We start from the raw sequence: 24,008 nt of genomic DNA on the forward strand, positions 1-24,008 counted from the left end.
GCGCCCGCCACCGTTTGCCGGCGCTTGCACCCCGAGCGCGGACGGCAAGGCCGCTATTCAAGGCCGCGATTACACGTTTACGATCAAGGGCACTATGCGCAACCTTTCCACACTGCTGCTGGCTTCCGAACGCCGCGCCATCAGTGGGCTTGCCGGGCTGTACGCGTCCCGCATGCTGGGGCTTTTCATGGTGTTGCCGGTGCTGGCGCTCTACGCCGATGCACTCGAGGGCGCGACACCGTTTTTGATCGGCGTCGCGCTCGGCATCTACGGGCTCACCCAGGCGACGCTGCAGATTCCCTTTGGGCTGTTGTCGGACCGCTTTGGGCGCAAGCGTATCATCGCCATCGGCCTTGTGACCTTTGCCCTTGGCAGCATCGTCGCCGCGACCGCAGACAGCATCGGCGGCATCATCGCCGGGCGTGCGCTACAGGGCGCCGGCGCCGTCGCCGCGGCGATCATGGCGCTTCTCGCGGATCAGACCCGCGAGCAGGTGCGCACCGCCGCCATGGCCACCATCGGGCTTTCGATCGGCGTATCGTTCGCCATCGCCATGGTGCTCGGCCCCTGGCTTGCCAGTAAGGCCGGGCTTGCCGGGGTGTTCTGGGCCACGGCGGCGCTGACCCTGGCCGGGCTTTTGGTGCTGTGGCGCTGGGTACCGCCGGCGCCGCGCCGACTGCGCCACAAGGACGTGGGCATGGACCGCGCCCAGTTCAAGAGCGTGGCGGCGCGGCTGGATCTCTGGCGCCTGAACGGCTCGATTTTCTCGCTGCACCTGATTCTGATGGCGATCTTTGTCGCCATTCCGTTTCGCCTCGTCGAGGCGGGGGTGGCGCTCGAGTACCATGGCCTGGCCTACCTTTCGATCATGGCGCTGTCGTTCGTGGCCATGGTGCCGCTGATGATCGTTGCCGAGAAGCGCCAGCGGATCAAGGCGGTCTGCCTTTTGGCGATCGGTGCGATCGCGCTGAGCCTGGCGCTGCTGGCGCTGCCGAGCTTTCACGGCCATGCGCTGCTGATTGGGCTGTTCGTCTTCTTCACCGGCTTCAATCTGCTCGAGGCGACGCTGCCGTCGATGTTGAGCAAGCTCGCCCCGGCCGGCGCCAAGGGCACCGCCATGGGCGTGTACTCGACCAGCCAGTTTCTCGGTGCGTTTCTCGGCGGCACCCTGGGCGGGGCGCTCTCCAGCGCTTTTGGCCTGGACGCGGTATTCATCGGCTGCGCCGTGCTGGCGCTTGGCTGGTGGCTGTTCATGTGGCGCCTGCCGAGCCCGCCGCCGCTTTCGAGCGAAGTGGTCGCACTCGAGGACACCCATCCGGACACGCTGGCGCTTTTGATGCAGCGCCTGGCCGACGTGGTCGGCGTGGAGGACGTGATGGTGGTGCCCGAAGAGCGGCTGATGTATCTCAAGGTGAATCGCAAGGCGCTTGACCGCGGCGCTCTGAACAAGCTGATTCCCACCGACAAACCCTGACCCCGACAGGCGTAAACAGTGAATTCGTCGCGACGCAATCAGTGATACCCTAGCGCGTGACGACGGCATAACCGAACCGACCTACTCAACAGGAGCGAGCCATGGCGCGCGGGATTAACAAAGTCATCTTGATCGGTAACCTGGGCCAGGACCCGGAAGTGCGTTTCACCCCGTCGGGCACGGCGGTGGCGAACCTGAACCTGGCGACCTCGGACACCTGGACCGACCGCCAGAGCGGTCAGCGCCAGGAGCGCACCGAGTGGCACCGTATCGTGCTGTTCAACAAGACCGCCGAGATCGCCCAGCAGTACCTCAAGAAGGGCTCCAAGGTCTATATCGAAGGGCGCCTGCAAACGCGCAAGTGGCAGGATCAGAACGGCCAGGACCGCTACAGCACCGAAGTCGTGGCCAACGACATGCAGATGCTCGATAGCCGCGGCGGCGACTTCCAGGGCGGCGGCGCACCGCAGCAGAACTATCAGAACAGCGCCCCCCAGGGCGGCCAGAACTATCAGAATCACCAGAACCAGCCCAACACCCCGCCGCCCCAGCACAATCCGTACGGCGGTCAGCAAAGCGCCCCCCAGCAGGGCGGGCAGGGCGCACCCAACCGCGGCGGCCAGGGTGCCCCGAACGACCAGGGCGGCCGCTTCGGCGCGCCGGACCCGGGCAACTTCGACGATTTCGACGACGAGATCCCGTTCTGATTGCGTCGCACGTGATCGTGACCATCTTTTTTGGAACCGTCGCGCGTAGAGGAGACCGCCTGCCTTGAAGCTTTTGATCCTGGATGCCGGGCACTGCCTGAGCCTGGCGCTGGCCCGCGAGGCCAGCCGCCGGGCGGATACGGAGCTCGTCATCGAGCAGGGTATGCGGGTGGATGCCGAGACGCTTTCGACGATCGCACCCAACGCGGTGATCATCCCGCCGCTGGCGGTGCCTCAGCAGATGGCGCCGGCGGACGTCAGCGCCTACGCCGATGCGGTCGATGCGTGCATGGAGGCGTGCAAGGCCAATGGCGTGGCGCTGGTCTGGTGCGTGTCGGACCAGCTCTACGAAGAGGGCTTCGATATCCCCATCGACGAGCACGTGGTGCCCGCCCCGCGCGACGAGAGCCTGCGGCGGCTGGTGGTTACGGGCAACCGGATTCGCGCCGAGTATCACCGCCACTTGATCGTGCGGCTGGGGCCGCTCTTCGCCCTCGACGGCAGCCACGCTTGGCTTGGCGAGCTCATCGACCGGCTGGTGATGGGAGAGAGCGTGCGCGCCGCCGAGGACGTCATATGCTGCCCGACCTCGGCGGACTCTGTGGCCATGGCGCTGATCGGCATGCTCGCCCAGCAGGGCTGTGGCGCCGAGGCCTGGGGAGCCTACCATCTGGCAGGGGTGGAGCCGGTCAGCCCCTTTACCTTTACCTCGATGGTACGCACCCAGCTCGCCACCCACCTGGAAGGGCGCGGTGAAACGGTGGCGCTGGGCGCGGTGAAGGCGCTCAACCACCACCACGACGCCAAGCTGCGGCGCGTGCTCAACTGCCGCCGGGTGCTGGACGTGTTCGGCGTGCATCAGAAGCCCTGGCGGCTGGAAGTGGGGCGGATGCTCGACGCCTGGTGTTTGACCCGCGACCAGCACCATCCGGAACGAGGAGATTCCGTTTGATCAACGTGCTGCGTAGCCTGGTGTTCTACCTGGGCTACTTTTCGGTCATGCTCGCCTGCGGCGTGCTGTTTCTGCCGCTGGCGCCGTTTCTGCCGCTGGCCGGGCGCTACCGGCTGTTGAATCTTTACAACTACTTTCTGATCTTCTGGTTTCGCCTGGTGTGCAACGTGCGCTACGACATCCAGGGGCGCGAGCACATCCCCAGTGGGCCCTGCGTGATCCAGGCCAACCACCAGTGCGAGTGGGAGACGGTGTTTCTCCAGGTCATGAAGCCGCCGGTATGCACCGTGCTCAAGCAGGAGCTTCTGCGTATTCCCGTCTTCGGCTGGGGGCTGCGTCTGCTGCGCCCGATCGGGCTCGACCGCTCCAAACCCGCTCGGGCGATGAAGCAGGTGCTCACCCAGGGCGTCGCGCGCCTGCAAAGCGGGCTTTCGGTGCTGATCTTCCCCGAGGGCACGCGGGTCGACCCGGGACATCGGCGGCGCTACAACAAGAGCGGCACGGTGGTGGCGTGTCGCGCCGGCGTGCCGGTGCTGCCGGTAGCCCACAACGCCGGCGAGCGCTGGCCCGGGCGCCACTGGGTCAAGAGCCCGGGCGTTCTGCGCGTGCGTATCGGTGAGCCGATCGCAACCGAAGGACGCACGCCGGACGAAGTGCTCGTCGAGGTGGAGCGCTGGATCGAAGCGACGCTTGAGGAGATTTCCGAGGTGCCGCGCGGCGAACCCGTGGCCATGAGCGTTGCGCCGCCGGTTCGGTAGTACGTTCGAGCCGGATAGGTTCCAAGGGTTCTCGGTCCGGTGCGGACGTATGATGGCTGAGTTGGGCGCTGCCGGGCATCCCGTAGCGAGGGTCTTTCGCCAGGGAAGGCGAAAGTAGCGTACAGGGAGGTATTCACAGCGGCCCGCGTACGGCGCCCTCGCGTAGGGTTGCCCGGCACTGCACAGAGCGAATTCACAAAAACGGCGCCCGAAGGGCGCCGTTTTTGTGGCCGCATGCTGTGCTAGTCGGCGTAGCGCTGGAACACCAGGCAGGCGTTGGTGCCGCCAAAGCCGAAGCTGTTGGAGAGCGCGCGCTCGATGGTGACGTCGTCGCGCCGGGTTGTGACGATATCGAAGCCGTCGGCCTGCTCGTCGAGTTCAGTGACGTTGGCCGAGGCGGCGACGAAGCCGTGCTGCATCATCAAAAGCGAGTAGATCGCTTCCTGCACGCCGGTGGCGCCCAGCGAGTGGCCGGTCAGCGATTTGGTCGAGCTCATCGGCGGGGTCGTGTCGCCGAACACTTCGCGAATCGCTTTAAGCTCGGCGACATCGCCCACCGGCGTCGAGGTGCCGTGGGTGTTGATGTAGTCGATATCGCCATCGACCGTCGCCATGGCCTGACGCATGCAGCGCATCGCACCTTCGCCGGAAGGCGCGACCATGTCGACGCCGTCGGAAGTAGCACCGTAGCCCACGACCTCGCCGTAGATCTTCGCGCCGCGCGCTTTCGCGTGTTCGAGCTCCTCGAGCACCACCATGCCGCCGCCGCCGGCGATGACGAAGCCGTCGCGGGTCTGATCATAAGGCCGCGAGGCGGTTGCCGGGGTGTCGTTGTAGTGGGTAGAGAGCGCGCCCATGGCGTCGAACAAACACGACAGCGTCCAGTGCTCCTCTTCACCGCCGCCGGCGAAGACGACATCCTGCTTGCCCAGCTGGATCTGCTCCATGGCGCTGCCGATGCAGTGCGCCGAAGTGGCACAGGCCGAGGAGATCGAGTAGTTCACGCCGCGAATCTTGAACGGCGTGGCCAGGCACGCGGAGACGGTGCTGCCCATGGTCCGGGTGACGCGGTAGGGGCCCACGCGGCGAAGACCCTTCTCGCGCAGCACGTCGGCGGCATCCACCTGGTTGGCGCTGGAAGCACCGCCGGAGCCTGCGATCAGACCGGTACGCTCGTTGGAGACCTGCTCGGGCGTGAGTCCGGAGTCCTCGATCGCCTGAGCCATGGAGACGTAGGCGTATGCCGCCGCGTCGCCCATGAAGCGCAAGAGCTTGCGGTCGATCAGCGCCTCGAGGTCGATATCGACGCTGCCGGCCACGTGGCTACGAAACCCGCGCTCGGCATACTCCTCTTTAAAGCGAATGCCGCTGCGCCCGTTTCTCAGCGCATCCAGTACCTGCTGCTGGTCATTGCCCAGGCAGGATACGATGCCCAGGCCGGTGACTACCACTCGTCGCATGGAAGCCTCCTGTTAAAAATTCGCGGTGGAGGTGAATAGGCCAACGCGCAAGTCATTGGCCTGGTAGATGTCGCGTCCGTCCACGGACACCGTGCCGTCGGCGATACCGAGAATCAGCCGGCGCGTGATGACCCGCTTGATGTTGATTCGGTAGGTGACGAGTTTGGCATCCGGCATGATCTGACCGCTGAACTTCACTTCGCCGCAGCCCAGCGCCCGCCCGCGGCCCGGGTGACCCAGCCAGCCCAGATGAAAGCCCACCAGCTGCCACATGGCGTCCAGACCCAGGCAGCCCGGCATCACCGGATCACCGGGGAAGTGGCAGTCGAAGAACCACAAATCCGGGGTGATATCGAGCTCGGCGATCAGTTCGCCCTTGCCATGCTCACCGCCTTCTTCGTGAATGTGCGTGATGCGATCGAGCATCAGCATGTTGGGCGCTGGAAGCTGCGCGTTACCGGGGCCAAACAGCTCGCCGCGCGAGCAGGCCAGCAGTTCTTCGCGATCAAAGGAATGTTGCTTGGTCACTGAGTCGTTCCGAGGTTCAAGGTGGACGTTGGCCGCCTGTCGAGGCCGGGCCCAGGCTGTGGGCCCTGCGCGACAGACGGCTGGCAAGGCCACGCCTAGTCTACTTCCGGAAACCGCACAATGCACGCCATCCTCGGCGGATTGGCGTTAACGCGCGCGTTCACAGCGCCTTGAACGCCTCCAGCGCCCGGGTGCGGGCCGCCTTGTGATCGACGATTGGCTCGGGGTAGTCGACCTTTGTCAGCATGTCGCGCGGCGGAGCGTGGCGCGCTTTGGCAGGCAGTTCGGCGAGTTCCGGCAGCCACTCGGCGATGAACTCGCCCTGGGGGTCGAAGCGCGTCGACTGGATGGTGGGGTTGAAGATACGAAAGTAGGGCGCGGCGTCGGTGCCGGTAGAGGCGGCCCACTGCCAGCCGCCGTTGTTCGAGCAGAACTCGCCGTCGATCAAATGCTCGAGAAAGAACTGCTCGCCGCGGCGCCAGTCGATCAACAGGTGCTTGCTCAGAAACATCGCCGTGACCATGCGCAGCCGGTTGTGCATCCAGCCGGTGCTCACGAGTTGGCGCATGGCGGCATCCACGAGCGGGTAGCCGGTACGCCCTTCGCACCAGGCCTTGAAGCCTTCGTCGTCGTCGCGCCATTTGAGCGCTCTAGTGTGCTCCTGAAACGGCTCGTGGCGCGCCACGCGGGGAAAGCCCACCACCACGTGCTGGTAGAACTCGCGCCATACCAATTCGCTGACCCAGGTGGTGAGGCCCTTGTCGCCGTCGGCCAGGTGGCCGCCGTTATGACTCATTACCGCCTGCATGCACTGGCGATAGGAGAGCACCCCGAGGGCCAGATAGGGCGAAAGCTCGCTGGTGCCGGCAACCGCAGGGAAGTCGCGCTGTTCGTTATAACGCTTGGCGCGTTTTTGCAAAAAGCGCGCGAGCGCGTCGCCGGCGGCGTCCTCACCCGCAGGCCAGGCCTTCTGGTTGACCGGCTTTTGCTCGAGTTCCGGCAGCGCCGGGATGGCGTTGTTGCCGATCGAAAGCGCGTCCTGCTTTTTGGGCGCATCGAGCACGTGCAACTGCGAATCCTTGAGGTGCTTGTGCCAGGCCTTGGAGAACGGCGTGAACACGCTGTAGTACTCGTTCTTGCCGGTCAACAGCGTTCCGGGGGCGTAGGCGACGGCGTCGTGGTAGCCGTGGGCGGGGATGCCGGCATCCTTGAACGCCTCGAGCACCGCCAGGTCGCGGCGCTGCTCGTTGAGCGGGTATTGGCGGTTGAAGTGCAGCCGCTCGATGCCGTGCTCGCGGGCAATCTCCAAAAGCGCCTCGGCGGCGGCGTCGTAGCGGCCGATGTCGCGATGCAAAAGCGGGATATTGAGCGCGTTCAGGCTCTCCTTGAGCGCGCGCACCGTGCGGTGCCAGAAGTCGATCTTGTTGGCGCCGTGACCGTGGGATTGCCACTGCTCGATACAGCGTAAAAACACTGCCACCACCGGGCCTTTCTCTGCCGCCGCGGCGAGAGCGGCGTGATCGAAGGTGCGAAGGTCGGTGCGAAACCATACGAGCTGAAGCGCCATAAAGCCCTCCCTGAAGCATGAAGCGCCGGCGTGGCAAGACACCGGCGTGATGGCTGGAGCCTTAGAGAATGCCGGACTCGCGCAGCAGCGGGCGCAGTCTGGCGATCGCCTGGGGCAGGTCGTCGCCCAGCACGTGAACATCGCTGTCGCGAAGGTCGGCGTCGCGCTGGCGGGCGACGTCGCCGCACACGCCGATCGGCACACTCAGCGTGGTCGCGGCGCGGGGCAGCGCGTGGCGGATGAACTCGTCGCTTTCACGCTGGCCGCTGGTGAGAAGCACCATCGAGCAGTGCAGCCGCGTGACCGCCTGAGGCAGATCCTCGAGAGAGAGCGAATGATCCAGAAGCTGCACGCGGTAGCCCTGTTCGCTCGCCATCAGCGCGGTCATCAGCATCCACAGCGGGCCGGGGTCGTCGGGCATGGCGTTGAGCAGGATCAAGGGGCCGCGAGTCGCCTGATTGGCGTAGTGCAGGCGAATGCCGACCTGGCTGCGCAGAAATGCCTCCAGCGCCCGGCGAACCAGCGCATCGGGCTCGATCGCCCACTTGGCTTCCAGCGTCGCGATCACCGGCTGCCACAGCTCGTTGACCGCAGTGCTCAACGGGTAGAGCGCCAGACTCTGCTGATAGAGCGATTCGAGTTTGGGCAGGTCGATCGCCTCGATGGTGGCGAGCAGCTGCTGGCGCTGGCTGGCCCAGTCGCCGGCATCCGGGGCCGGCGCCTCGACGGTTTCCGGCTGATCGAGCAGATCCGCCACCTGGCTGACCGGCACGCCGCGGTTGAGCCACTGCAGGATACGCTCGATGCGAATGATGTCGTCCTGAGCATAGAGGCGGTGCCCCTTGGGAGTGCGCTCGGGGCAGATAAGACCGTAGCGGCGCTCCCAGGCGCGCAGCGTGACCGAATTCACGCCGGTCAATCGGGACACTTCCCGAATGGGATAAAGGGGCGTATCGGGGGGGTGGGTCGCCTTTGTACTCATGGGCGCCATTGCCTCTTGGTTGCCTGCCGCGCTTGCTACAGGGATCTTTCATGAATGGCGGCGGCGCGTTTTCGTGACCTGCGCGCCGTCTGATATAACGTTAAAGTCTTTTATGTCGCGTAATTTGTACAACTTTTTGCCTTTGGGTACAACCTTCAGCGTGCGAAACATTATACGGGCGTTTTATTTCTGTAACCCGTTGGCAGCGCTACCAATGCCTTTCCAAGCTCGTGCCCCGAAAGCCAGGCGTCCTCGACGCGGCTGCCGCGAAAGCTCTCGCCGCAGAGCGCAAGGCCCTGCGCGCTGTACAAGTATGACTCCCGCGACGGCTCTTTGGTCTGGGCATAGCGCCAGCGATGAGCGCCAAGATCGGTGATGTTGGGCAGCGTTATGCCTGCGGGCAGCCGCGAGCGAAACGCGGCGTACAGCGCGCAGGCCGCCTCCTCGGGCGGGCGCTCGAGGTATGCGTCGCTCCAGTCGAGCTGGGCAAGCAGGCTCAGGCTTTCGGGCTGCGCCTCGCGGCCAGGCTTGGTCTGGTTGCGCGAGACCAGCCGCAACGCCGGGTGGTGCGCATGCAGCGTCTCCCAGCGCGCAATGCCGTCAAGGGCGGGCAGCGGCGTCTCGAAGCGCACCCAGGCCACCCAGCAGCTTCGCTGCGGTTTTTCTGCGCAGGCGTTGGCCAATGCCGTGTCCCACTCATCGAGCAGCGTTTGGGCCTGGGGTGGCGGCGCGGTGATTACCACGGTGTCGAAGGGGCCGAAAACCTCGCCGGTATCGCTTACCAGCCGCCAGACCTGCTTGTCGCCGGGACTCTTTTGCAGCGCCCGGATACGCGTCTCAAAGCGGCTCGTAACGTGGCCAGAACGCGTAAGCCGGTCGCTTAGCGCAAAAGTGATCGCACTCATACGCGGGGCGCCGGCGTAGCGGGGCTTTCCATCCGCCAGCGGTGTCCAGCCGCCGTCGTCGTTAACGCGGTAGCTCACACTCGGCCAGCGGGCGATCACGCCTTCCTGCTCGAGCGAGGCCACCAGCGCTTGAAAGCGCGCATCGCGGGCGGTGAAGGTTTGCGCGCCCAGGTCGAATACCGCGCCGGGGCGACGCTTGCTGGCCATGCGCCCACCGGGGCCGCGCGCCTTGTCGAACAGCGCGACGTGAACGCCCTGATGGGCGAGCGCCTGAGCGCAGGCGAGCCCGGCGATACCGGCGCCGATTACGGCGACGCGTTCGGGGCGCCGGCCCCGGTGGGTGGTTTCGAACATGACTCCTCGCGGGAATGGGTTACACTCAGTGGACGTATCGTAGCACTTTTGTACAGCATTTTTGCAGCTAGACGTCGTGCAGGGAGGTTTCAATGCGGATTCTGGTGACTGGCGGTAGCGGTTTCGTGGGCCAGCGGCTTTGTCGAAAATTGATCGACGCGGGCCATCAGGTTGACGTGGTCTCGCGCTCACCCTCCCAAGCGGCGCGGGTGCTGCCGCGAGAGTGCAGCACGGCCAAAAGCGCCATGGGGTTTGTCGATACCCCGCCGGAGGCGATCGTCAATCTCGCCGGCGAGTCGATTGCCGGCAAACGCTGGAGCGATGCGCAGAAAAAGCGCCTGATCAGCTCGCGCGTGGAAGCGACCACGGCGCTGGTCGAGTTCTGCAAGGCGCTCAAGAAAGCCGATAAGCCGCTGCCCACGGTAATGGTCAGCGGCTCGGCCATGGGCTATTACGGCGATCAGGGGAAAAAGCGGGTCGATGAGCAGACCCCGCCGCACCCGGAGTTCGCCCACCGGCTATGCGCCCAGTGGGAAGCCGCCGCCGAGCCGATCAAGGCGCTCGGCGTCAGGCTTGCAATTGTGCGTATCGGCCTGGTGCTCGACGAAGGCGGCGGCACGCTCGCCAAAATGCTGCCGCCGTTCAAGCTGGGTTTGGGCGGGCGCTTTGGCAGCGGCGAGCAGTTCATGCCCTGGGTGCATCGCGACGACCTGGTCGAGGCGATCATCTACCTGATCAACCGGTCCGGGCTGGAAGGGCCGTTCAACGCCGGCGCCCCGCACCCGGTGACCAACCGGGAATTCACCAGAACCCTGGCGCACCACTTGAACCGTCCGGCGCTCTTCCCGGTGCCCGCCTTCGTGCTGAAAGCGGGGCTTGGCGAGATGTCGCGGCTGCTGCTCACCGGCGCCGACATGCGCCCGGACCGGCTGCACGAGGCCGGGTTCAACTTCGGCTACCCGACCCTCGACAAGGCGCTCGCCGACATCCTGGGCGACGACTAGCCTGCTTCACGATTCACGATTCACGATTCACGATTCACGGTTCACGGTTCACGATTCACGATTCACGATTCACGACTCGGAATCGACCGTAATCACCACGCGCACCGCATCGAGGCGCAGGCGGGTGGCGCCAATCGCCTCAAGGAGGGCCTGGCGCTCGCGCCGCACCGCTTCGAGCTCTTCATCGCGTACCGCCGGGTTGTGGCGAGCGAGCGCCTCGAGGCGGTCGAGTTCGCCGTCGAGCTGGGCGCGCATGGCGCTGCGTGCCTGCTCGACGAGTCCCGGCAGCGCCTTCTCCGCTTCGGCTTCGCCCTGGCTCAACAGCGTACGCAGCTCGGTCAGCCGGCTCTTGATCAGGTCGCGTGCCATCGACTTGTTGACCTTCTGCACGTTCTTCGACAGCCCGGTGAAGGAGATGTTGGCGGTCAGGTTGGCGCCGGACTCGTCGAGCAGCACGCGTACCGTGGTCGGCGGCAGGAAGCGGTTGAGATGCAGCGCTTTCGGCGCCGGGCAGTGAGTGCAGAACACCAGCTCCGCCATCAGCCGTCCGCTGGGTATCGACGGGTGACGCAACAGCGCCAGCGCGGTGTTACCCATCGTGCCGTCGATCACCCGGCCCATCATTTCGCGCACCAGCGGGTGCTCCCAGCTGAGCCGATGGACGTCGTCGCGGGCCAGCGCCACGTCGCGCTTATAAGTAGCCGAGAAGCCCTCTTCGCCCTTGATCAGCCCGGGCAGGCCGTCGAGCATGTGCGAGCCAGGCGCCAGATACACGAGATCGCGGCCGATCTCCTGGCTGTCGACGCCGAACACGTCGAGCGCGCGCTCGACGTAGCGCGGCAGGGCGGTATCCTCGTCGAGTTCGCGCACCGCCTCGATCACTTGCTCGGCGCGGGCCGGGCGGCAGGCGTTGAGCTCCAGAAGGCGGTTGCGCCCGGCTTCGCGCTCGGCCATCTTCGCGGTGAAGAACGTCCGGGTCTCCTCGATGATCTCGTCGAGCGCCTCGTCGTCGAGCAGGGCGTCGGCCAGCGCGTCGCCAAAGGTATCGAACAGCTCGCTGCCCACGCCGTGAGGCGCGGCGAAGGCGCTCATGCCTTCGTGGTACCAGCGTAAAAGCCGCTCGCCGGGCGAGGCGCTGAAGCTGGGCACGTGCAGCTCGATGGCGTGACGCTGACCGATCCGGTCGAGCCGGCCGATGCGCTGTTCGAGCTGGTCCGGGTGCTGGGGCATGTCGAACATCACCAGGTGGCGGCAGAACTGGAAGTTGCGCCCCTCGGAGCCGATCTCCGAGCACACCAGTACCTGGCAGCCCTCTTCTTCGTCGGCGAAGGCCGCCGCGGCGCGGTCGCGCTCGATCAGCGAAAGATCCTCGTGAAACACCGGGGCATGCAAACCGCCGAGCACGCGCAGCGCCTCGGAAAGGCCCTCGGCGGTTTCGCGATGGTGCGCGATCACCAGTACCTTGTCGCCGGCCAGGCCGTCATCATTGGTATCGGCGAGCTTTTCGAGCAGCCAGTTCACCCGCGGGTCGATCTGCCACCAGGGCTCGCCGTTGAGTGGGTCGTCGGAGAGCGCGCGGTAGGTGGCGTCCGGGTAGATCAGCACGTCCGGGTGATCCATGCCGGTTTCGATCAGAAGCTCGTCGAGGTAGTCCTCATCGCGCTCGACCCGGCGCAGCACGCGCCGATAGGCGGACGGCAGCTCCAAAGCGCTCTGGTGCAGGTGGCGCTCGGGGAAACCGCCCACGTGGCGGCGGCTGTTGCGAAACATCACCCGCCCGGTACCGTGGCGGTCGAGCAGCGCGTTTTGCAGCTGCTCGCGGGCCTGGGTTTTTGCTTCATCAGCGGCGGCGTCGTCGCATAGCGTGGCCAGCAGCGCCTGGCTGTCCGGGTCGCTGGCCACCGCGGCCACCTGCTCGCGGGCGGCGGGCAGCGCGTCGAGCGCCTCGATGGCGGCGGCCACCTCAGCGTAGTGGCTCTCTTCCTGCTTGAAGCGGGAAAGGTCGTGGTAGCGCTCCGGGTCCAGCAGGCGTAGCCGGGCGAAGTGGCTCTCGAGGCCCATCTGCTCCGGCGTGGCGGTCAGCAGCAAAAGTCCGGGAACCTGGCCTGCGAGCTGCTCGACGCAGCGATAGCCCGGGCCGCTTTCGCCGTCGGCGTGCCACTCCAGGTGGTGGGCTTCGTCGACGATCAGCAGATCGAAGCGGCTATCGAGCGCCTGGGCCTGGCGCGCCTCGTTGGCGAACAGCCACCCCTGGCTTGCCAGAATCAGCTGGGCGCTCTCGAACGGGTTGGCGTCGGCCCGGGCCTGGCTCTGGGTTTCGTCGAGCAGCGTCACCTCAAGCGAGAAGCGGCGCAGCAGCTCGACCAGCCACTGGTGGGTGAGGCTATCCGGCACCAGGATCAGCGCCCGCGAAACGCGCCCGGTCAGCAATAGCCGGTGCAGGATCAGCCCGGCCTCGATGGTCTTGCCAAGGCCTACCTCGTCGGCGAGCAGCACGCGCGGCGCGCGGCGGCTGGCTACCTCGTTGGCGATATAGAGCTGGTGAGGAATCAGGTCGATGCGCGGGCCGCCAAAGCCCAGCGCTGCGTGCTGCTCGATACGCTGGTAGTGGTGCAGGGTGCGAAAGCGCAGGTCGAACCAGTCGTTGCGATCCACCTGGCCGGTCAAGAGACGATCGCGCGCCTGGTTGAACTGCATGGTGTCGGCCAGGCGCGTTTCGGGAAGCTCGCGGGTCACACCGTCGTCGTCCTGGCCGTGGTAGGTGATCAGTCCCCGGTGCTCGGTGCTTTCGTCCACGGTGATCTGCCAGCCTTCGGCGGCGATCACCCGGTCACCGCTGCCGAACACCACGCGGGTCAGGGGCGCCTGGCGGGTGTTGTAGGTGCGGGTTTCCTGGCTGGCACTGAACAGGATGGTCACGCTGCGGGCATCGCCGTTGAGTACGGTGCCCAGCCCAAGGTCGGCTTCACCGTCGCTGATGAAGCGCTGGCCGGGTATGAAATCGCTCATGGTGCCTCAAGGAAGTTCGAAAACGGGGCGAACCGCCTGCGGACAGGCGGCGATAGGGCGGGGGATTCTAACGCAAAGGCCGGGAAGGATTAAGCGGCGCGACCTCTAATTATCCTCGAGCCAGCGATCGAGCTCGGCGCGGGTCAGCTCGCCGACGTGAACCGCCTGGGTGCGCCCGTCTGAATCGAACAGCAGGGTGGTGGGAAGGCCCGGCGCGTTGAAGCGCGCCATCAGCGTCTGGCTCGGGTCGCGCAGGGCGAAGCGAAACGCAAGGCTTTCGTCGTCCAGGTAGCGCACCGTGGGCAGCAGGTCTTCGCCCTGGTTGACGATCACCACACGCACGCCGTCGCGCGCATCGGCCTCCTCCAGCAGAGGCATCTCGCGCCGGCACGGCGGGCACCAGGTGGCCCACAGGTTGACCAGCAGGCGCTCGTCGCCGTCGGCCAGATCCGGCAGGTAGACCTCGTTGCCGTCGAGATCCTCGAGGGTCACCTCGGGCAGCGCGGCCACGGGGAAGTCGTCGCCGGGCAGCGCGACCATGACCGCCACCAGCCACACGGCCGACGCCAGCGCGAACAAAATCACCGCCTGGGCCATCGCCTTGAGGCGGTGGCGCAGGTACCAGGCGCACCATAAAAGCCCCGCCATGAAGCCGCCCAGCGGGTGGTAGCCCGGCTGCCACACCTTGAGCGCCTCGAGGGGGTCCAGCGCAAAGCTTTGCGCGTTGAGGGCAACGTAAACCAGGCGCGCGCCCAGAAGCCACACCAGCACCAGCCCATTGAACCAGCGGGTTTGCTCGCGCGCGGGCAGCGGCAAAATGTAGCGGCTGGCGAGCAGCAGTAACAGCGTCGCGCCCAGGGCGAACAGCCGCGGCAGCGAAATTAATAGCGGACCCAGGGCAATCGCGTTCATGGTTTACCTGTTAAGCAGTTACACTGGGTCACCATATCATGCACGCTACTTTTTACGGAGATCTCCATGCAGTCGTCCGGCATCGATGTGCTCAGGGCACTCGCGATCGGCTCCCAGGCGCTGGGGCTTGCCCTGATCATTACGCTGGAAACCGTGATGGGCAACGCCGCCCGCCCTTGGCAGGGGTGGGTGCTGGCCGCGATGCTCGCCGTGGCGTTGAGCATCGCCCTGGCCAGGCTCTACCGGCGCAACCGCCAGCGCAAGGCGGCAGACGCGCGCCGGGCGCGGCTCGACGAGACCGGCGCCGACGATGCTTAGCCCTGGGCGGGGGCTTTTGGCGCTGGGGCTTTTGCTGCTGCTCGCCGGCTGCGTCGACGAGCAGGCGCCGCGCGAGGCGAGCGAAGCACTCTCACCCACCGGTGACGGCTGGCTCGATCGGCGCGTCGCCGAGGCGTTCCAGGAGCAGAGCGCACCGGACGGCTTCGCGCTTCTCGCCAACGGCGAGGAGGCCTTTCGCGTGCGCGTCGAGCTCATTCACCGCGCCGAGCGCTCGCTCGATATCCAGACCTACCTCTTTGGTGACGGCCAGACCACGCGGCTGGTAATGGAGGAGCTGATCAAAGCCGCCGAGCGCGGCGTGCGGGTGCGGCTTTTGCTCGACGACATGGGGGCGATCGGCCAGGGCGATCGGCTGGCCGCACTTTCGAGCCACGCCAATATCGAGGTGCGGGTGTTCAACCCGGTGGCCTTTGGCCGTGGCCATCTGGCCACCCGGGTGCTGGCCTCGTTCACCGATCCCAGGCGCCAGCACCGGCGCATGCACAACAAGCTCTGGATCGCCGACAACACCGTGGGCATTGCCGGCGGGCGCAACCTGGGCGACGAGTACTTCGACGCCAACGACGCGGTCAACTTCGCCGATCTCGACCTTCTGACCCTCGGCCAGGTCGTGCCGGCGCTCTCGCAAAGCTACGACGACTACTGGAACCACGCACTCGCCCAGCCGATCGCGCGCTACCACGACGCCGCGCCGGGCGCCTGGCGGGCGCTGTCGCTCGATCTGACGAGCTGGCTCGATGACAACGCCGAGGCCGATTACATCGTCGAGCTGCGCGAGGGCGCCTCTCCGGCGCCGCCCTGGGAGACGCTTTACTGGGGCCGCGCCCGGGCGATCTGGGACCGCCCGGACAAGATCACGGAAGACGGCGCCCCGGCCTGGCAGGAGACGCTTTTGGGCGAGCTTTTGAGCCATACCCAGAGCCGCGAACGGCTGACGCTGATCTCGGCCTACTTCGTGCCCACCGAGGCCGGCACCGAGCGGCTGGCGGCGCTGGCGCGCGACGGCGTGACGGTCGACGTCATCACCAATTCACTCGAGTCCACCGACGCGGCGGTGGTGCACGGCGCTTACGCCCCTCGGCGAGCGCGGCTGCTGGAAAGCGGCGTGCGCCTTTATGAGCTGCGCCCGGAGCAGGAGGCCGACCCCAACGAGGAGCTCGATGAGATGCGCGTGCCCGGCGCTTCGGCCTCGGCGCTGCACATCAAGGCGCTCGGTTTCGACGATCAGGTCTTCATCGGTTCGTTCAACGTCGACCCGCGCTCGGTGCTCTGGAACACCGAGGTCGGCGTGCTGGTAGAGAGTCCGGCGCTCAGGGAAGCGTTCGACGAGCTTGTCGAGATCGGCAAGCGCCCGGGCATCAGCTACCAGGTGGTGCTCGACGACGCCGGCGCGCCGGCGTGGGAGTACCAGCACGACGGCGAGCGCCTGCGCGCCGAACAGGAGCCGGGCAACTGGTGGCGCCATCTCAACGCCTGGGCCAGCGACACCTTTCGGCTCGAGATGCTGCTTTGAGCTGGCGCTTCGTTAAGGAGCGTTAGAAAGACGCGCTTGTGTTTTCGCCCCGGCGGTTTCAGATTAAAGGCAGCGCCGGCGTGCGCCTGGCGCCTCACCTACCGGGAGCGACGAACAACATGACCAATAAACGCACACTCGTGGCCGCCATCGCGGCTTCCTCTCTGGCGCTTGCCGCCACTGCCCAGGCCGAGGTCAAGATCGGCTTTCTCGGCGGCTTCACCGGCGGCATCGAAAGCCTGACGCCGCCGATTTTCGAAGGCGCGCAGCTGGCCGTGGCGCAGATCAACGAGCAGGGCGGCATTCTCGACGGCCAGACCCTCTCCATGCCCTCCGGCGACACCACCTGCTCTGACGCCTCGGCGGCCTCCAACGCCGCCGACCGCATGGTCAACTCGGAAAACGTCACCGCGATCGTCGGCGCCCTGTGCACCGGCGCGACCATCGCCGCGGCCAACAACGCCGCGATCCCCGGCGGCGTGGTGATGGTCTCGCCGGCCTCCACCGCGCCGGCGGTCACCGAGCTCGACGACAACGATCTGGTGTTTCGTACCGTGCCCTCGGATGCTTTCCAGGGCCAGATGCTCGCTCGACTGCTGCTCGATAAAGGCATCGACGTCGTGGCCGTCACCTTCGTCAACAACGACTACGGCCAGGGCCTGGCGGACGCCTTCAGCGCGGCGTTCGAAGAGGGCGGCGGCGAGATCACCGCAAGCCTGGCCCACGAGGACAACCGCGCCGACTACCGCTCGGAGCTCGGTTCGCTCTCCGCTGGCGGCGCCGACACCCTGGTGGTGCTCGCCTACGCCGACACCTCCGGCCAGACCGTGCTGCGCCAGGCGTATGAAAGCGGCATGTTCACCCAGTACGTGGGCGCCGACGGCATGGTCGGCGACAGTTTGGTCGAGGCGATCGGCGCCGACGTGCTCGACGGCATGATCGCCACCCGCCCGGGCAGCCCGGAGCTTCCCGGCACCGAGATTTTCGAAACCGCCGCTGCTGATGCCGGCTTCGACCCGAGCGCCGTGTTCGCCGCGCAAGCCTATGACGCCGCCTTCCTGCTGGCGCTGGCCATCGAGCAGAACGGCAGTGCCGAGCGCGAAGGGCTCTCGGAGGCGCTGAGAAGTGTGGCCAGCGCCCCGGGCGAGGTGATTCTGCCCGGCGAGTGGGAGAAAGCCGTGGAGCTGATCGCCGCGGGTACCGAGATCAACTACGAAGGCGCCTCCGGCTCCCACGAGTTCGATGAAAACGGCGACGTGCCCGGCGTGGTGGTCGAGATGGCGGTGGAGGATGGCCGCTTCGTCACTAAAGGACAGCTCGACCTGTAAGCCACGTGGCGTAGCGCCTTTACAAAAAAACGCCCCGAGTCGACTCGGGGCGTTTTTCGTGGTGCCTTTGCTCAGCCGTGGGCCTTGATGTTCTCCGGCAAGAGCCCTTTCGGCGCGAAGCGCAGCACGACGGTGATCAGCATGCCGATCACCAGCACGCGGGCCTGCAGCGCGCGGCTGTCCAGGTTGCTGGGGAGCTCCCAGCCGGCGCCTTCGCCCAAACTCGCCAGCAGCTGCATGAGAAACAGCGCCAGGGGCTCTGACATGATCCAGATGATGTAGACCGCCACGGCGCCGAAGATCGTGCCCAGGTTGTTGCCCGGCCCGCCGAGGATCACCATCACCAGCACCAGAAAGGTGTGATTCAGCGGCAGGTAGCCCTGAGGGTCGAACAGGCTGTTGAAGGTGCCCAGCACCCCTCCGCCCAAGCCCATCAGAATGCAGCCGAGCACGAAGATCTCGAGGCGGCGCCTGTTGATGTCCTTGCCCATGGCCGCCGCGGAGACTTCGTTGTCGCGGATGGCGCGGATCATCCGCCCCCAGGGCGCGTGGTAGGCGCGGTGGAGCAGAAAGAAGATCGCCGCGATGATCACTGCGGTCAGCGACAGATAGATCGCCCGCGACAGCGTAAAACCGAGCTCCGCCGGCCCCGGGGTCGGCCAGGGCAGCGGCGAGACCGTGGCGGTGCCGCGGGTCAGCCAGTCGGAATTTTTCAAAAACGCCTTGATGATCTCGGCGATACCAAGCGTTGCGATCGCCAGGTAGTCGCTGCGAAGCCCGAGGCAAATATGGCCGATGAAGTAGCCCACGCCACCGGCCAGCGCCCCGCCGACGATCCAGCCGACCCAGGGCGGCAGCCCAAAGCCGCCAACGAAGCCGGCGCGGCTCTGGATCTCGCCGGTCACCTCGCGCAGCATACTGATCACCACGAGATAGAGCACAACGGCCAGCACCACGGCGAGCAGGGTGCGCAGCACCTTCGGCATACCAAAACGGTCGAGCCGGCTCACGCCGAGGACCACCAGCACCGCGGCGACGCCATAGAGCAGCACGCGGCCAAGCTCCCAGGGCAGCTCCGAGCCCCAGAAGGCGTCGTTGACCGGCACGCTAAAGAGCATGGCGCTAAAGCCGCCAAGCGCCACGAAGCCCATGACCCCGGCGTTGAACTGCCCGGCGTAGCCCCACTGAATGGTAAGGCCGAGAGCCAGAATGGCGTAGCAGGCGGCCTCGACCAGCATGCGCGTGCTGTAGGCCGCGCCCATCAGCGCGTAGACGCCGAGCACGGCCACCAGCAGCGCGGCGAACAGCACCACCTCGCGAAGCGGAAAGCGCCGGGTGACGGTGGTGTCGTGGGGCGTGTAGGAAGCGGTTTTATCGTTCATCAGATCACCTTGCCCTTGAACAGGCCCGTGGGGCGCCAGACCAGAATGGCGACCAGGATGAAAAACGGCACCACGATCTTGTACTCGGTGCCCACGAAGGCCAGATTCGAGGGAAGCTCGAGCCACGCGGGAAAACTGTCCTGAAACGGGCGCAGCAGCACGTTCCAGTTGAACACCGCTAGGGTCTCGGCAAAGCCCACCACGAAGCCGCCGGCGATCGCCCCGTAGGGGTGGCCCACGCCGCCGACGATGGCGGCAGCGAAGATCGGCAGCAGCAGAAAGAAGCTCAAATCCGGCTTGAAGGTCACGTCCAGCGACAGCAGCGTGCCGGCAATGGCGGCAAGCCCCCCGGCGATCACCCAGGTCACCGCCACGATGGTGTTGGTATTGATGCCCGAGGCCTGAGCGAGCTCCGGGTTGTCCGACATCGCGCGCATCGCCTTGCCCAGCCGCGAGCGGTTCAGAAACAGCGCCAGCGCCACGACTGCCACCACCGTGATCACGAACAGATAGAGCTGCGGCTCGGTCACCACGATCGGCGCACGGGCGCCTTCAAACGGCAGGCCGATGCGGAAGATCTCCTTGCGATCATCGACGTAGAGGCTCTGGCCGCTGGTGCCGGCGAACAGCCGAATCAGCCCCTGGAGCATCAGCGTGACGCCGAGGGAGCCGATCACCATGACGATGGGTTTGACGCCGAAGGCGCGCAGCGGCTTATAGAACGCCTTGTCGATGCCGACGGCCAGCAGTGCGGTCAGCACCATCGCCAGCGGCAGCATGATCAGCGCGGTGGGCACGCCAAGGCTCGCGCCGGCGGCGGGAAACGCGGTGGTGAGCAAGAGCACCATGAAAGCGCCGAAGGTCATCATGTCGGCGTGGGCGAAGTGGGCAAAGCGCATGATGCTGAAGATCAGCGTCACGCCGATCGCGCCGATGGCGTAGATCGAGCCGGTGACGCTGCCGGCGATCAGGACGTTGTTGATGAAAAAGACCAGTTCGTTCACGAATTTCTCCCCCGGGCTAGCCGCCCAAAAAGCTTCTGGCGACGTCCGGGTCGGCGAGCAGCGCCGCGCCCGTATCGGTGAAACGGTTCTGACCGGCGGCCAGCACGAAACCCTTGTCGGCAATGGCGAGCGCCTGTTTGGCGTTCTGCTCGACCATCAGGATGCCGACGCCGGCGGCGTTGATCTTCTTCACCCGGTCGAAGATCTCGTTCATGTAGAGCGGCGAGAGCCCGGCGGTGGGCTCGTCGAGCAGCAAAAGCGTCGGTTCGGCCATCAGCGCGCGGCCCATGGCGACCATTTGACGCTGGCCGCCGGAGAGCTCGCCGGCGCTCTGGTGGCGCTTCTCCTTGAGCGGCGGGAAGAACTCATACACCTGCTCGAGCATGCGCTTGACGTTGTGCGGTTTGAGGTACGCGCCCATCTCCAGGTTCTCCTTCACCGAAAGACTCGGGAAGACGTTCTTCTCCTGGGGGACGAAGCCCATGCCGCGCTTGACCAGCTGGTTCGGCGCCAGGTTCTGGATCGGCTCGCCGTGGAGCAGGATCTCGCCCTGGCTTACGTTCAGAAGGCCGAACACCGCCTTCAGCATGGTGGACTTGCCGGCGCCGTTGGGGCCGACGATGACGCCGACCTCGTCGGCCTGCAGGGTCATGTCGACCCCGTTCAGGATGTTCATGCTGCCGTAGCCGCCGTGAACGCCGCGCGCATCCAGAAGCGGCGGGGCGTTCGAGGCCGACGAAGGGGGTGACGCGTCGTTGGACATGGTCGAAAAATCTCGAAATGAAAGATGTGTTGTTGGAGTCGTCTTGTTATGGGCGCCTGGTTATGGGGGCCTAGGCGGCGTCGCTGCCGAAGTAGGCCTCGATCACCTCGGGGTTCTGCTGGATCTCGTCGATCGAGCCCTCGACCATGACGCTGCCCTGGGCGAGCACGATCACCGGGTCGCACAGGCGACTGATCATGTCCATGTCGTGCTCGATGACCAGGAAGGTGTAGCCCATCTCGCAGTTCAGTCGCTCGATGTTGCCCATCAGATCGCCCAGCAGCGTGCGGTTGACCCCGGCGGCGATCTCGTCGAGCAGCACCACTTTCGCGTCGGTCATCATGGTGCGGCCAAGCTCGAGAAGCTTCTTCTGGCCACCGGAAAGGTTGCCCGCCAGCTCGTTGCGCACGTGGTGCAGGCCCACGAAGTCGATCACCTCAAGCGCCCGGCGGCGCACTTCCTCTTCTTCACGGCGCACCAGGCCCGGCTTGAACCAGGTGTTGAAAAGGCGCTCGCCGGCCTGGCGCGGCGGCACCATCATCAGGTTCTCCAGCGCGCTCATTTGGCTGAATTCGTGGGCGATCTGGAAGGTGCGCAGTAATCCCTTGTGAAAGCGCGCATCGGCGGAAAGCGCGGTGATCTCCTCGCCGTCGAGCAGGATGCGGCCGCTGTCCGGGGGGAGGGCGCCGGCAATCAGGTTGAAAAGCGTCGACTTGCCCGCGCCGTTGGGGCCGATCATGCCGGTGATCGAGCCTTTCTCGACCTGGATCGAGCAGTCGTTGATGACCTTGAGCCCGCCAAACGCCTTGTTGACGCGCTGTACGTCGATGATGGGAGTCATGCTGTCCTCATGAAAGCGAACCGGATGCGTGGCCCGGGTCGGCGGTTGTTGTTGGGGCGCTGGGGCGGCAGCACGATCCAAACGTTTGTATGAATTATGGGATGTGGCCGCGGCGCGTTGCGGTTCACTTTGCGCCAGAATGCGCCCGCTTTCCAGCCCCCTTGCGTTTAGGCTGCGTTAATCCCGCGCGCGGAAACGAAAAAAGCCCGCGCGAGGCGGGCTTTCGGGGTCATGCTGGCGAAGGCTTACTTCTTGGAGGAGCGCTTGCGCTCGTTCTCTTTAAGTAGCTTCTTGCGCAGGCGGATGAAGTTCGGCGTGACTTCGACCAGCTCGTCGGAATCGAGAAACTCGATCGCCTGCTCCAGGGTGAAGCGGACCGGCGGCGTCAGTACGATGTTCTCGTCGTTGCCCGAAGCGCGCATGTTGTCGAGCTTCTTGCCCTTGGTCGGGTTGACCACGAGATCATTGGCGCGGCTGTGAATACCGATCAGCATGCCTTCGTACACCTCGGTGCCGTGGTCGATGATCAGCTTGCCGCGCTCCTGCAGAGTGTAGAGCGCATAAGAGAGCGCTTTGCCGTCGACCATGGAAACCATGACGCCGTTGCGCCGCTCGATGGAGGCGTCGGGCTTGAGCGGGCCGTAGTGGTCGAAGCGGCTGGTGAGGATGCCGGTGCCGGAGGTCAGGGTCAGAAACTGACCACGGAAGCCGATCAAGCCCCGTGCGGGGATGATGAAGTCCAGGCGAACGCGGCCCTTGCCGTCCGGGTTCATGTTGGTCATCTCGCCCTTGCGGTAGCCGAGCTCTTCCATGATCGAGCCCTGATGCTGCTCTTCACAGTCGATGATGACCTCTTCGTAGGGCTCCTGCTTCTCGCCGTCGATCTCCTTGATGATGACCTCGGGGCGGCCCACGGCAAGCTCGAAGCCTTCACGGCGCATGGACTCGATCAGCACCGACAGGTGCAGCTCGCCGCGCCCGGAGACCTTGAACTTCTCCGGGGTTTCGCCCTGCTCGACCCGCAGCGCCACGTTGTGGATCAGCTCCTGATCGAGGCGATCCTTGATGTTGCGGCTGGTGACGTACTTGCCGTCCTTACCGGCAAAGGGCGAGTCGTTGACCTGGAAGGTCATGGAGACGGTCGGCTCGTCGACGGTCAAGGGCGGCAGCGCTTCGACGGTGTTGACGTCGCACAGCGTATCGGAGATCGCCAGATCCTCGATGCCGGTGATGCAGACGATGTCGCCAGCGGTGGCTTCCTCGGTCTGCACGCGCTCGAGACCCATGTGGGTCATCACTTGGCCGACCTTGCCCTTGCGGGTCTTGCCTTCCTTGGTGATCACGCTGATCTGCTGGTTGGGCTTGATCGAGCCGCGCTTGATGCGGCCAAGGCCGATGACGCCGACGTAGCTATTGTAGTCGAGCGCGGAGATCTGCATCTGGAACGGGCCGTCGATCTCGACTGCCGGGGGCTCGACGATGTCGACGATCGACTTGAACATCGGGTCCATGCTCTCTTCGAGCGCGTCCGGCTCCATGCCGGCGATGCCGTTGAGCGCCGAGCAGTAGATGATCGGGAAGTCGAGCTGCTCGTCAGTGGCGCCGAGGTTGTCGAACAGATCGAAGATCTGGTCGATGACCCAGTCCGGGCGCGCGCCGGGGCGGTCGATCTTGTTGACCACGACGATCGGCTTCAAACCCTGGGCGAAGGCTTTCTGGGTCACGAAGCGGGTCTGCGGCATCGGGCCGTCGACGGCGTCGACCAGCAAAAGGACCGAGTCCACCATCGACATGACGCGCTCGACCTCGCCGCCGAAATCGGCGTGCCCGGGCGTGTCGACGATGTTGATGTGGTAGTTCGTACCCTTGTCATCCTGCCACTTGATAGCGGTGTTCTTGGCCAGGATGGTGATACCGCGCTCCTTCTCCTGGTCGTTGGAGTCCATGATACGCTCCTGACCTTCGGCCTTACGGTCAAGCGTACCGGATTGACTCAACAGCTTGTCGACCAGGGTGGTTTTACCGTGGTCAACGTGGGCGATAATGGCAATGTTACGAAGATTCTCGATCACGACGCGATCCTGCTGGAAAAATAGGGCGGCATTATAGGGTCTGGGATGGGGCCACTACCAGCGCTGTCTTAAATAAAGGGCCAAGTCAATAACCCAATGGCGGCAGTTTTCGCCGCCCAGCCGCATCCGGTAAGATAGGCGTTTTCCCAACCAG

The 24,008-nt window shown here is 65.5% G+C and carries 20 protein-coding genes; 8 read left to right on the plus strand and 12 right to left on the minus strand.

Features of this window, described 5'->3' with window-relative positions; all coding sequences use genetic code 11:
• Nucleotides 1-94 precede the first annotated feature (94 nt).
• The 4 genes from ACGK9R_RS00295 (at nucleotide 95) to ACGK9R_RS00310 (ending at nucleotide 3,891) form a co-directional block, all read left to right on the plus strand.
• Complete coding sequence (locus ACGK9R_RS00295) at nucleotides 95-1,474, plus strand: MFS transporter (RefSeq protein WP_394577573.1); 1,380 nt, start codon at nucleotides 95-97, stop codon at nucleotides 1,472-1,474.
• Nucleotides 1,475-1,575: 101 nt separating this feature from the next.
• On the plus strand, nucleotides 1,576-2,181 hold the full coding sequence (locus tag ACGK9R_RS00300) for a single-stranded DNA-binding protein (RefSeq protein ID WP_394577574.1): 606 nt from the start codon (nucleotides 1,576-1,578) through the stop codon (nucleotides 2,179-2,181).
• Nucleotides 2,182-2,245: 64 nt separating this feature from the next.
• Nucleotides 2,246-3,133 carry a sugar nucleotide-binding protein gene (locus tag ACGK9R_RS00305; RefSeq protein WP_394577575.1) on the plus strand — a complete coding sequence of 296 codons (888 nt, stop codon included), beginning with the start codon at nucleotides 2,246-2,248 and terminating at the stop codon, nucleotides 3,131-3,133.
• The gene (locus ACGK9R_RS00310) at nucleotides 3,130-3,891 is read left to right on the plus strand and encodes a lysophospholipid acyltransferase family protein (RefSeq protein ID WP_394577576.1); all 762 of its coding nucleotides are present in this window, start codon (nucleotides 3,130-3,132) and stop codon (nucleotides 3,889-3,891) included. The genes ACGK9R_RS00305 and ACGK9R_RS00310 overlap by 4 nt, the downstream gene beginning before the upstream one ends.
• Nucleotides 3,892-4,133: 242 nt before the next feature.
• Here the strand turns inward: ACGK9R_RS00310 and fabB are convergent, their stop codons facing one another.
• The 5 genes from fabB to ACGK9R_RS00335 form a co-directional block, all read right to left on the minus strand.
• Nucleotides 4,134-5,351, minus strand: a complete 1,218-nt coding sequence (gene fabB, locus ACGK9R_RS00315) for a beta-ketoacyl-ACP synthase I (protein ID WP_394577577.1) — start codon at nucleotides 5,349-5,351, stop codon at nucleotides 4,134-4,136.
• 12 nt (nucleotides 5,352-5,363) lie between these two features.
• Nucleotides 5,364-5,879 carry a 3-hydroxyacyl-[acyl-carrier-protein] dehydratase FabA gene (gene fabA, locus ACGK9R_RS00320; protein ID WP_394577578.1) on the minus strand — a complete coding sequence of 172 codons (516 nt, stop codon included), beginning with the start codon at nucleotides 5,877-5,879 and terminating at the stop codon, nucleotides 5,364-5,366.
• A 160-nt stretch (nucleotides 5,880-6,039) separates the two neighbouring features.
• Complete coding sequence (gene phrB, locus ACGK9R_RS00325; RefSeq protein ID WP_394577579.1) at nucleotides 6,040-7,446, minus strand: deoxyribodipyrimidine photo-lyase; 1,407 nt, start codon at nucleotides 7,444-7,446, stop codon at nucleotides 6,040-6,042.
• Nucleotides 7,447-7,507: 61 nt separating this feature from the next.
• Nucleotides 7,508-8,428: a MerR family transcriptional regulator gene (locus ACGK9R_RS00330; protein WP_394577580.1), complete on the minus strand. Its 921-nt coding sequence runs from the start codon at nucleotides 8,426-8,428 to the stop codon at nucleotides 7,508-7,510.
• Nucleotides 8,429-8,598: 170 nt separating this feature from the next.
• Nucleotides 8,599-9,687: an NAD(P)/FAD-dependent oxidoreductase gene (locus tag ACGK9R_RS00335; RefSeq protein ID WP_394577581.1), complete on the minus strand. Its 1,089-nt coding sequence runs from the start codon at nucleotides 9,685-9,687 to the stop codon at nucleotides 8,599-8,601.
• A gap of 92 nt (nucleotides 9,688-9,779) precedes the next feature.
• On the opposite strand from ACGK9R_RS00335, the gene ACGK9R_RS00340 reads away from it, so the two are divergent.
• A complete protein-coding gene (locus ACGK9R_RS00340) occupies nucleotides 9,780-10,691 on the plus strand; it encodes a TIGR01777 family oxidoreductase (protein WP_394577582.1) in 912 nt (303 codons plus the stop codon).
• A 69-nt stretch (nucleotides 10,692-10,760) separates the two neighbouring features.
• Here ACGK9R_RS00340 and rapA read toward each other — a convergent pair whose 3' ends face one another.
• Nucleotides 10,761-13,700, minus strand: coding sequence for an RNA polymerase-associated protein RapA (rapA, locus tag ACGK9R_RS00345; protein WP_394577583.1), 2,940 nt, complete (start codon nucleotides 13,698-13,700; stop codon nucleotides 10,761-10,763).
• A 105-nt stretch (nucleotides 13,701-13,805) separates the two neighbouring features.
• The gene (locus ACGK9R_RS00350; RefSeq protein WP_394577584.1) at nucleotides 13,806-14,612 is read right to left on the minus strand and encodes a prolipoprotein diacylglyceryl transferase family protein; all 807 of its coding nucleotides are present in this window, start codon (nucleotides 14,610-14,612) and stop codon (nucleotides 13,806-13,808) included.
• Between the two features lie 66 nt (nucleotides 14,613-14,678).
• On the opposite strand from ACGK9R_RS00350, the gene ACGK9R_RS00355 reads away from it, so the two are divergent.
• From ACGK9R_RS00355 to ACGK9R_RS00365, 3 genes are all read left to right on the plus strand, one after another.
• Nucleotides 14,679-14,930, plus strand: coding sequence for a hypothetical protein (locus ACGK9R_RS00355; protein WP_394577585.1), 252 nt, complete (start codon nucleotides 14,679-14,681; stop codon nucleotides 14,928-14,930).
• Nucleotides 14,923-16,464: a phospholipase D family protein gene (locus tag ACGK9R_RS00360; RefSeq protein ID WP_394577586.1), complete on the plus strand. Its 1,542-nt coding sequence runs from the start codon at nucleotides 14,923-14,925 to the stop codon at nucleotides 16,462-16,464. The genes ACGK9R_RS00355 and ACGK9R_RS00360 overlap by 8 nt, the downstream gene beginning before the upstream one ends.
• 119 nt (nucleotides 16,465-16,583) lie before the next feature.
• The gene (locus ACGK9R_RS00365) at nucleotides 16,584-17,792 is read left to right on the plus strand and encodes an ABC transporter substrate-binding protein (RefSeq protein WP_394577587.1); all 1,209 of its coding nucleotides are present in this window, start codon (nucleotides 16,584-16,586) and stop codon (nucleotides 17,790-17,792) included.
• Between the two features lie 71 nt (nucleotides 17,793-17,863).
• On the opposite strand, the gene ACGK9R_RS00370 is transcribed toward ACGK9R_RS00365, so the two are convergent.
• The 5 genes from ACGK9R_RS00370 to typA all read right to left on the minus strand — a co-directional run bounded on the left by ACGK9R_RS00370 (nucleotide 17,864) and on the right by typA (nucleotide 23,854).
• Nucleotides 17,864-19,174, minus strand: coding sequence for a branched-chain amino acid ABC transporter permease (locus ACGK9R_RS00370; protein ID WP_394577588.1), 1,311 nt, complete (start codon nucleotides 19,172-19,174; stop codon nucleotides 17,864-17,866).
• Nucleotides 19,174-20,178, minus strand: a complete 1,005-nt coding sequence (locus tag ACGK9R_RS00375) for a branched-chain amino acid ABC transporter permease (protein WP_394577589.1) — start codon at nucleotides 20,176-20,178, stop codon at nucleotides 19,174-19,176. The genes ACGK9R_RS00370 and ACGK9R_RS00375 overlap by 1 nt, the downstream gene beginning before the upstream one ends.
• Nucleotides 20,179-20,194: 16 nt before the next feature.
• Nucleotides 20,195-20,941 carry an ABC transporter ATP-binding protein gene (locus tag ACGK9R_RS00380; protein ID WP_394577590.1) on the minus strand — a complete coding sequence of 249 codons (747 nt, stop codon included), beginning with the start codon at nucleotides 20,939-20,941 and terminating at the stop codon, nucleotides 20,195-20,197.
• Nucleotides 20,942-21,011: 70 nt separating this feature from the next.
• Nucleotides 21,012-21,782, minus strand: a complete 771-nt coding sequence (locus ACGK9R_RS00385) for an ABC transporter ATP-binding protein (protein ID WP_394577591.1) — start codon at nucleotides 21,780-21,782, stop codon at nucleotides 21,012-21,014.
• Between the two features lie 245 nt (nucleotides 21,783-22,027).
• Entirely contained in the window at nucleotides 22,028-23,854 is a 1,827-nt protein-coding gene (gene typA / locus ACGK9R_RS00390) for a translational GTPase TypA (protein ID WP_394577592.1), read from the minus strand.
• Between the last annotated feature and the right edge of the window lie 154 nt (nucleotides 23,855-24,008).

It is taken from the genome of Halomonas sp. HNIBRBA4712 (genome assembly GCF_043558675.1).
GTDB lineage: Bacteria > Pseudomonadota > Gammaproteobacteria > Pseudomonadales > Halomonadaceae > Vreelandella.